The sequence below is a fragment of the Kineococcus indalonis genome, from assembly GCF_009906395.1.
Taxonomy (GTDB): domain Bacteria; phylum Actinomycetota; class Actinomycetes; order Actinomycetales; family Kineococcaceae; genus Kineococcus; species Kineococcus indalonis.
Genome location: NZ_JAAALM010000122.1, coordinates 1 through 8921, shown reverse-complemented (window position 1 = coordinate 8921; position 8921 = coordinate 1). Strand labels below are relative to the sequence as shown.

The following is an 8921-nucleotide window of genomic DNA, read 5'->3' as shown; positions in this document are numbered from 1 at the left end:
GGGTGGGCCGGTCCTCGCGCGGCGGTCCTCCACGCGCCGGCGTCGAGCGGCGCTGCTGGCCGCGTGCGCGGTGGTGCTGGCCGCCGTGGCCGGTGCCACCGCCTCGGCCGGCACGCGCGGCGACTACGCCTTCGTGCTGGCCAGCCTGGGCGCGGGGACGGCCTTCGCGCTCACCGGTGCGCTGCTGGTGGGCCTGCGCGCGGGCAACCGGCTGGGCCCGGTGCTGCTGGGTTCGGGGACGGCGATGGTCGCCGACTTCGCCCTGCGCGGGTACGCGGTGCGCGGCCTCGAGCTCGCCCCGGGCTCGCTGCCCGGCGCGCCGGCGGCCGCGTGGCTGGGTTTCGCGCTGGACCCGCTCTTCTTCCCCGTGCCGCTGGCGGTGGTGCTGCTGCTCTTCCCCGACGGCCGGCTGCCCTCGCGGCGCTGGCGGGCCGTGCTCGCCCTAGCGCCGGCCGTGCTCGCCGTGCACGTGGCGCTGCTGCTCCTGCGCGACGGGCCGCTGCAGGACGAGACGCACCGCTACGAGATCGCGTGGTCCGGCCCCCTGCCCAGCGACGTCGTGGCCGTGACGGGCGCGCTGACGCTGGCGGGCATCGCGCTGCTGCTGGCCGCGGTGGCCTCGCTGGTGCTGCGCCACCGGCGCAGCGACGCGCTCGGGCGCCAGCGGTTGCGCCCGCTGGCGCTGGCCGGCGCGCTGGCCGCCACGGCGCTGGTGGTGCAGGGCGCATCCCCCGCCGGCTCGTCGCTGGAGGCCGGCGGCAGGTTCGGCTTCGTCGCCGTCGTCACCCTCGGCTTCCCGCTGGCCCTGGCCGTGGGGGCGCTGCGCTACCGGCTGTGGGAGCTGGACCGGGTGCTGGTGGCCACCATCGTGCACGCGCTCCTGGCGCTGGTGATCACGGCCGTCTACGTCGCGGTCGTGGTCGCGCTCCCCGCCCTGGCCGGCGCGGGCCGGCAGGACCTCGACCTGCTGCCCTCGGTGCTGGCCACCGCCGTGGTGGCCGTCGGTTTCGCCCCGGCCAGGCAGCGCCTGACGCGCTGGGCACGCCGCGCGGTCTACGGGGTGCGCGCCGACCCCTACCGCGCCCTGGCCGCCCTGCCCCACCGGTTGGCCGAGGCCCCCACCGTCGAGGAGGTCCTGCCCCGCACCGCCGAGGCGCTGCGCGCCGGGCTGGGGGTGCCCGCCGCGCGGGTGCGCGCCTTCGCCGCCGCGCACGGGGCGAAGGCGGGCGAGGACACGGCGGGCGAGGACGGTGGTGCGCCGGTCGTGGGGACCGCGTGGGCCGTCAGCGGTGCCGACAGCACCGCCCCAGGCACCCCCGCCGAGTTCCTCGAGCCCGGGGAGCTGCTGACCGTCACCGTGCGGCACCTGGGTGTGCCGGTGGGCGACGTGGCGGTCCTGCCCTCCCCGGACCGTCCGCTGAGCGCGGCCGACCACCGCCTGCTGCGCGACCTGGCCGCGCAGGCCGGACCGGCGCTGCGCGCGGCGGCGCTGACCGCGGAGCTGCGGCTGCGCCTGGAGCAGATCAACGAGCAGGCCCAGGAACTGCGCGCCAGCCGGGCCCGGATCGTCAGCGCCCAGTCCGCCGAGCGGCGCCGGCTGGAGCGCGACCTGCACGACGGGGCCCAGCAGCAGCTGGTCGCCCTGGGCGTGCACCTGCGCAGCGCGCTGGAGGCCACCGAGCCGACCGCGCGCACCGCCGCCGTGCAGCGCTGCCTGGACGAGCTGGGCACCTGCCTGGACGACCTGCGCGAGCTGGCCCGCGGCATCCACCCACCCGTGCTGGCCGCCCACGGCCTGGCAGCGGCGCTGAGGGCCAGAGCGCGGGCGGCCGGCGGGCGCGTGCGGGTGCAGGTGGGACCCGGCGCGGCAGGCGTCCGCTGGGAGAGCGAGGTGGAGCTCGCCGTCTACTTCACCTGCCTGGAGGCGCTGCAGAACGCGGCCAAGCACGCGCCCGCGGCCGAGGTCCTGCTCACCCTGGAGGCCACCGGCGAGCGCCTCACCTTCACCGTCACCGACGACGGGCCCGGCTTCGACGCCACGCGCACCGCGCACGGCAGCGGGCTGGTGGGCATGGCCGACCGCACCGGCGCGCTGGGCGGCACCCTGCGCACCACCTCCGCACCGGGCGCGGGGACGAGCGTGCGGGGATCGCTGCCCGCCACGCCGCGTCCCTGAGGGGCGCGGGGAGCGCCGGTGCACGGGCAGGTGCAGGTGCCGGCACCTCCGCGCGGTGTGGTGCAGGCACCAGTGCCCGCGTCCCGGCGCCCGGCCACCCTGGACGGGCAGGCGGTCGCCGGCCGCCGTCAGCACCGACCCGGACGGGGGAGGAACGACCCATGAGTTCGAGCACACCGGTGCAGCAGGTGCAGCGCTCGCCCGCGCGGCAGCTGTGGTCCAGGGGCGACTTCCACCGGATCGGGGTGAGCCAGTCGATCGTCGCCGAGCGCCTGGTGGCCGACCTGCACGTGTACACCGGCGAACGCGTGCTGGACGTGGCCGGCGGCTCGGGCAACACCGCCCTGGCCGCCGCGCGGCGCTGGGCCGAGGTCACCTGCACCGACGCCGTTCCCGAGCTGCTGGAGATCGCCGCCCAGCGCGCGAGCGCCGAGCGGGTCCCGCTGCGGGTGCAGGTCGCCGAGGTGGAGGACCTGCCCTTCCCCGACGGCGGTTTCGACGTGGTCACCTCCACCTTCGGCGCGATGTACGCCGCCGACCACCACCGCGCCGCCGAGGAGATGCTGCGCGTGCTGCGCCCCGGCGGGCGCCTGGGCCTGACCGCCTGGACCCCCGACGGGTGGTGCGGTGCCCAGGGCGCCTTGAGCCGCCGCTACCTGCCTCCGCCCCCGGACCAGGAGCAGGACCCGCCGCAGGTGCCGGGCACGGCCTGGGGCGAGCCCGAGCACGTGCGCGCACTGCTCGGTGATCGCGTGGAGGCGCTGCAGCTCGTCACGCGCACCAGCGCCATCACCGCCACGGACACCACGGCGCTGTTCGAGCTGTGGATCGAGTGCGCCGCTCCCCTGGCCGCGTTCTTCGCCGCGCTGCAGCCGCAGCAGCGCGCCGCGGCGCGGCGGGAGTGGATCGCGCTGGCCGAGCGCTTCAACTCCGCCCGGGACGGGACCTGCGAGATCGCCGCGGAGCACCTCTCGGTCACCGCCACCAGGCGCTGAGAGCAGCGCCGCCCGCGACGAGGAGCTGGACGGACCACCGGAGGGAGCGACCCGTGACGGAGGAGCAGGTGCACGAGCGTCACGACGAGGCCGCTCGCACGGCGGCACCGCCACGGAGCACCGCTCGGAGGCCGCGATCCTGGCCGAGGTCCTGCGCACCCACCACGGCGTCCCCGCGCGCGCCGTCGCGCTGGAGGAGCGCTCCACCCGCTGCGGCCAGAGCGCTGAGCTGTCCCTGGAGGTGGTGCGCACCGGGCCCGGACCGGTGCGCTCGATCCTGCTCGTGCAGGACCCCACGACGCAGCGCAGGACCCACGCCTGCTTCGAGCGCCACTGGCGCGACAGCGCAGGTACCGCCGTCGTCAGCCACGCCCCCTTCGGGCCCGTGGTCGGCGAGGACAGCGGCGAGTCCCGGGTGGCCGATCCGGCCGGGCGGACGGCATGGTCCCCGACCCGCGCGGGAACCCCGACCCGCCGCCACCGGCAGGCCTGAGCCCGCCTTCACGAGGGCCACCACCGGCACCCCGGCCGGGCGAGCGCGAGCGGCTGAGCCCGCTGCGGCGTCACGGGCGCGTCGACGGCCGCGACGCCGTCGAGCCGGCACAGGTCGCGTGTCCGCCGGAGGCCTAGGTAGACTGGTCTACCTAGTGGCCGGCACGAGCAGGAGCGACCGTGGCGAACGAGCCGACGACGGCAGGGCGCAAGCAGTCAGCGCGAGACCGGCTGCTGCAGGCGGCCGCGCGACGCTTCTACGCCGACGGCATCGCCGCCACCGGCATCGACACCATCACCGCCGAGGCCGGAGTGGCGAAGATGAGCCTGTACAACAACTTCGCCTCCAAGGCCGACCTCGTCCAGGCCTACCTGCAGGCCCGCCACCAGGAGTGGTCGCAGCTGTACGCCGTCCGCCGCGACCGAGCCGACGCCGCCGCCGGCGGCCCGCGCGAGCGGGTGCTGGCCGTCTTCGACGCCTACCTCGACCACGCCGAGAGCGCCCACGAGCACGGCTTCCGCGGCTGCGGGCAGCTCAACGCCGCCGCCGAGCTCCCCGTCGGCGACCCCGCCCGCCTGGTGGTGCAGCAGCACAAGGAGGACGTCGAGGCGATCGTGCGCGGCGAGCTGGAGCAGCTGACCACCCCGCAGCGGGCCGCCGAGACGGCCGAGCACCTGTCCTTCCTGCTGGAGGGGTCGATGGCCCGCGCCGGGCTCGAAGGTGCCCCCGGGCGCATCCTGCGCGCGCGATCGATCGCCCGCAGCGTCCTCGACGCCCTCGACCGCCCCGGTGGCGCGGCGACCGACCCGGCGACCGACCCGGCGACGGGGACGGTCCCCCGGTCGTGATCGCCATCGTCCTCGCCGCGCTGCTGTGGGGCACCACCGGCACCGCGGCCACCCTGCTGCCCGCCACCGTCAGCCCCCTGGCCGCCGGGGCGGCGACCACAGCCGTCGGCGGACCGCTCCTCGCGTTCAGCGCACCGCGCCGGACGACGGACGTGCTGCGCTCGAGCCGCAGCACGTGGGCGCTGCTGGCGCCCGGTGCGCTGTGCGTGGCGCTCTACCCGCTGGCGTTCTACACCTCGATGTCCCTGGCCGGGGTGGCCATCGGCAACGTGGTCTCCCTGGGCACCGCACCGGTCGCCGCCGCCCTGCTCGAACGCCTCCTGGACCCCGCGCACCGGCGCCGCCGGCTGCAACCGCGCTGGGTGGCCGCGGCCGCGGCCTCCATCACCGGCGTCGTGGTCCTGGCCCTCTTCGGTCACGGCACCGGCGACGAGGCGGTCGTCGACGTCGAGGGGCACGGGACCCTGCTGACGGGGATCGCCTGCGGCGTGCTGGCCGGGGCGACCTACGCCGGGTACACCTGCACCGCCGGCCGCCTCATCAGTCGAGGTTCCTCCTCACGGGGAGCGGTGGCCGCGCAGTTCGGCCTGGGGGCGCTGCTGCTGTGGCCGGTGCTGATCGCCACCGGCGCCCCCCTGCTGAGCACCACCGCCACGACCGGCCCCGCGTCCGGCTCGGACGAGCACACGCTGCTGCTCGCGCTGGTGGGGACACCGGCACCGTGGCAGGTCATCGCCTACCTGGCGCTGGGACCGGTGCTCACCGCCTACCTGCTCTTCGGGCGGGGCCTGCGCACCGTCGCCGGATCACGCGCGACGACGCTGACGCTGCTGGAGCCCTTCGTGGCCACCCTGCTGGCCGTGCTGGTCCTGGGTGAGCGGCTGACCCCCCTCGGGTGGGTGGGGCTGGCGCTGGTCCTGGCCGGGGTGGTCGCGGTGGCGCTGGAAGCGGTTCGGTCGCCGGACCCGAAGGTCCCTGAGGCGCACCCGGGCACCCCGACCTCCTCGCACCCGGCCACCTCGCACCCGGCCACCTCGCGAACCACGTCGCGGTCGCAGCGCGGGCGTCGAACCCCCGCCGGCGGGGTCGGGGCGCGGCTAGAGTCGGGCGGACCTGGATCACCACCGACGTGACCTCCCTGGGGGATCCGATGACCGCACCGGGCGAGTCGGTGACCGGGGCGGCGTGGCCCGCCCTGCGGGTGGACGACTGGACCCCGACCCGCGACACCCTGCACATGTGGGTCCAGATCGTCGGCAAGGTGCGGCTGGTCCACGCCCCGCTGGTCAACCACTGGTGGCAGAGCACCCTCTACGTGAGCCCGCGGGGCCTGACCACCTCCGCGATACCGCACGGCGACGGGGCCTTCGACCTGGAGTTCGACTTCGTCGAGCACCAGCTGCTGGCGCGCTCCAGCAGCGGCCGCACACGGACCGTGGCCCTGGAGCCCAAGCCCACCGCGCAGTTCTACGAGCAGGTCGTGGCGGCGCTGGGCGGTCTCGGCGTCCGTGCGGGCATCCGAGCCACCCCGAACGAGGTGGAGCCCGCCATCCCCTTCGCCAAGGACCACCAGCACGCCTCCTACGACCCGCAGGCGGTCAACGCGTTCTGGCGGCAGCTGCTGCAGGCCCACCGCGTGCTGGGCCGGTTCCGCTCCCACTTCGTCGGCAAGGTCAGCCCGGTGCACTTCTTCTGGGGAGCCATGGACCTGGCCTGCACGCGCTTCTCCGGGCGCGGGGCGCCGACCCACCCCGGCGGAGCCCCGAACTGCGGCGACTGGGTCATGGCGGAGGGTTACTCCCGTGAACTCAGCAGTTGCGGGTTCTGGCCGGGCGGGGGCGAGGAGGGCGCCTTCTACGCCTACGCCTACCCCGAGCCGGACGGGTTCGCCGGCCACCCCGTGCAGCCGCAGGGTGCTCGTTACAGCACCGAGAACCGGCAGTACCTGCTGCCCTACGAGGTCGTGCGCCGTGCCGCCGACCCGGATCGCGCGCTGATGGACTTCCTGCAGAGCACGTACGCGGCCGCCGCCGAGCACGGGCGGTGGGACCGCGCCGCGCTGGAGCAGGATCCGGCGCGCTGGGACCACCTGCGCTGAGCGCACCCTGCAGCACCGCAGGTGGGACACCGCCCACAAGGGGCTTCGATCCCACCAGAACGGCGTGGTCGAGGTGCGACCGCGGCCGGTGGCGGCTGGTGGGTCCCGGTGCCCCGCTCTGGCGCACGGAGCGCGTCACCGCGCAGGGGTCGAGGACTTCACCGACTCCAGGACCGGGTACGCGATCGTGGACGCCGCCTCGCACGGGGGAGGGGTGCAGGTCTTCGCGGAGCACCCGCACCTGCGCCTGATCGGGGGGACTGGATCGAGGTGCTGCAGTGCCCGCCGGTTCCTGGACAGCCCGCCTGGACCGTGCGCGCCAGCCGGCTGCCGCGGATCCGCCTCGAGCACCGCGTTGCCAACGGTATCAATGCATTGATATCACTGTTATCGCCTTGGTCCGGCGATCCTGCTACCGACGTCAGCGAGACTGGGATGATCGTCATCACCGGTGCGACGGGTGCTCTCAACGGCGCCACCACCGAGCACCTGCTCACCCGCCTGCCCGCCGAGGAACTGCTCGTCGTGGCCCGTGAACCCGCCAGGGCGGAGCGGTTCGCCCGGAGGGGCGTCGCCGTCCGCCACGGCGACCACGCCGAGCCCGACACCCTCGTGCCCGCCTTCGCCGGAGCCGACCAGCTGCTGCTGGTCTCCTCCAGCGACCCCTTCGCCGACGCCGTCGCCCTGCACACCGCTGCCGTGGACGCCGCGGTGCGGGCCGGCGTCGGGCGCGTGCTGCACACCAGCCACCAGGGGGCCTCACCCCGGACTCCCTTCGGCCCCGGTCGCGACCACGCCGCCACCGAGGTCGTGCTGGAGAGATCCGGCCTGCCGTGGACGTCGCTGCGCAACGGCTTCCACGCCCACAGCCTGGCCCGGCTGGCCGGTGACTGGCGCTCCACCGGATCCATCGCCGTCCCCGCGGACGGGCCGGTGTCCTGGACCGCGCGCGAGGACGCCGCCGAGGCCGCAGCGGTCGTCATCGCCCGGCTCGCCGCCGGCGAGACCGGCCTCGACGGTCCCCTGACGCTCACCGCCGACGAGGCGCCCACCTTCGCCGACGTCGCCGCCCTCCTCTCCCGGGCCGGCGGGCGCCACGTCGAGCGCGTCCTCGTCGAGCCCGAGGAGTGGCTCGCCGCCCAGGTGCGCGCAGGGCGCCCCGAGGCGGTGGCGCGCTTCGCGCTGGCCGTGTTCCGGGCCGCCGCCGAGGGTTTCTTCGCCCAGACGTCACCGCTGCTCGCCGACCTGCTGACCCGTCGGCCGGCCACAGCCCTGGACGCCCTGACCACGCCCCGGCTGCACTGAGGGGCACGGGCGCGCGAGGCAGCGGTCGCCCCGGCACAGCCGTCGTCACCGGGACGGCCAGGACGGCCCCGGCCCGCCGCGGCCACCGGGCTCACTCCCGGGGCGTCGTCGACGCCGGCCGCGGCGCTGCCCGTGCGCCAGGTCCTCGGTCCCGCCGACCTGGCCCGCGCCCCGGGTCGCCGGTCGCCGGGGCACCAGCTGAGCCTGCGCCTGCAGGTGCAGGACGCCCACCCGCCCCTGCGGTCGTGACGCCGGCCGCGCGCTCGTGCCGGTGGCCCAGCGGTCACCCGGGACTCACGCGGGCTTGACCACGCACCACTCGTTGCCCTCCGGGTCGAGCAGCACCTGGAACGAGCCGGCCCGGTCCCGGTGCACCGCACCCACCCGTCGCGCGCCCAGCGCCTCCGCCTGCACGGTGGCCGCCTCGATGTCGTGCACCCGCACGTCCAGGTGCACGCGGTTCTTCACCGTCTTGACCTCGGGCACCTGCTGGAAGGACAGCTGCGTCCACCCCGGCGGCACCACGTACCACCACGCCTCATCGCGCTCGACCGGGTCCCCACCGAGCACCCGCGCCCAGAACGCCGCCAGCACCTCCGGCTGCGCGCAGTCGATGACGACCTCGTCGATGCTCCCGATCACACAGCGAACCCAGCCCCGCGCCGCACCCGCTCGACAGCCCTCGGCGCGCGCGCGGAGCGCTCCCACCCGCACGACGTCCCGGAGCGGTCCTCCTGCTCAGCGGCCGGCACGGGCCGGCACAGGCCGGCACGAGCTTCAGCACCGGCCAGGGCACGGCCAGGGCACGGCCAGGGCACGGCCAGGGCACGGCCGCGGGCTCAGCCCGGGCCGCCCTGGTAGCGGGAGACCACCGGCTCGGCGTCCACGCCCTGAACCGTCCTGCCGTCGGCCAGGTGCAGCGTGAGCTGCGCGGCCCGTGAACGGCCCGCGGGCCACCAGGCGGCGAAGTAGCCGTTGCTCACCGTCGCGGTGACCACCCCCTCCC

At 76.2% G+C, this 8921-nt stretch carries 8 protein-coding genes; 7 read left to right on the top strand and 1 reads right to left on the bottom strand.

Annotated features, from left to right (window positions below; genetic code table 11):
* From GTR00_RS08390 to GTR00_RS08360, 7 genes are all read left to right on the top strand, one after another.
* The coding region (locus tag GTR00_RS08390) for an ATP-binding protein (RefSeq protein WP_166611173.1) at window positions 1-2176 on the top strand (2176 nt) is incomplete at its 5' end.
* Window positions 2177-2337: 161 nt separating this feature from the next.
* Entirely contained in the window at window positions 2338-3171 is an 834-nt protein-coding gene (locus GTR00_RS08385) for a class I SAM-dependent methyltransferase (RefSeq protein ID WP_240899668.1), read from the top strand.
* A gap of 25 nt (window positions 3172-3196) precedes the next feature.
* The gene (locus GTR00_RS08380) at window positions 3197-3664 is read left to right on the top strand and encodes a YdcF family protein (RefSeq protein ID WP_276610068.1); all 468 of its coding nucleotides are present in this window, start codon (window positions 3197-3199) and stop codon (window positions 3662-3664) included.
* A 179-nt stretch (window positions 3665-3843) separates the two neighbouring features.
* A complete protein-coding gene (locus GTR00_RS08375) occupies window positions 3844-4512 on the top strand; it encodes a TetR/AcrR family transcriptional regulator (RefSeq protein WP_166611171.1) in 669 nt (222 codons plus the stop codon).
* Window positions 4509-5645: a DMT family transporter gene (locus tag GTR00_RS08370; RefSeq protein WP_166611170.1), complete on the top strand. Its 1137-nt coding sequence runs from the start codon at window positions 4509-4511 to the stop codon at window positions 5643-5645. The genes GTR00_RS08375 and GTR00_RS08370 overlap by 4 nt, the downstream gene beginning before the upstream one ends.
* A gap of 17 nt (window positions 5646-5662) precedes the next feature.
* The gene (locus GTR00_RS08365; protein ID WP_166611169.1) at window positions 5663-6610 is read left to right on the top strand and encodes a DUF5996 family protein; all 948 of its coding nucleotides are present in this window, start codon (window positions 5663-5665) and stop codon (window positions 6608-6610) included.
* Window positions 6611-7045: 435 nt separating this feature from the next.
* Window positions 7046-7915: an NmrA family NAD(P)-binding protein gene (locus GTR00_RS08360; RefSeq protein WP_166611168.1), complete on the top strand. Its 870-nt coding sequence runs from the start codon at window positions 7046-7048 to the stop codon at window positions 7913-7915.
* Window positions 7916-8209: 294 nt separating this feature from the next.
* Here GTR00_RS08360 and GTR00_RS08355 read toward each other — a convergent pair whose 3' ends face one another.
* Entirely contained in the window at window positions 8210-8557 is a 348-nt protein-coding gene (locus GTR00_RS08355) for a VOC family protein (protein ID WP_166611167.1), read from the bottom strand.
* Between the last annotated feature and the right edge of the window lie 364 nt (window positions 8558-8921).

Excerpts from the sequence above, each read along its gene's own strand:
- GTR00_RS08385 (WP_240899668.1), top strand. The coding sequence starts at position 2,338 with ATGAGTTCGAGCACACCGGTGCAGCAGGTGCAGCGCTCGCCCGCGCGG.
- GTR00_RS08365 (WP_166611169.1), top strand. The coding sequence starts at position 5,663 with ATGACCGCACCGGGCGAGTCGGTGACCGGGGCGGCGTGGCCCGCCCTG.
- GTR00_RS08360 (WP_166611168.1), top strand. The coding sequence starts at position 7,046 with ATGATCGTCATCACCGGTGCGACGGGTGCTCTCAACGGCGCCACCACC.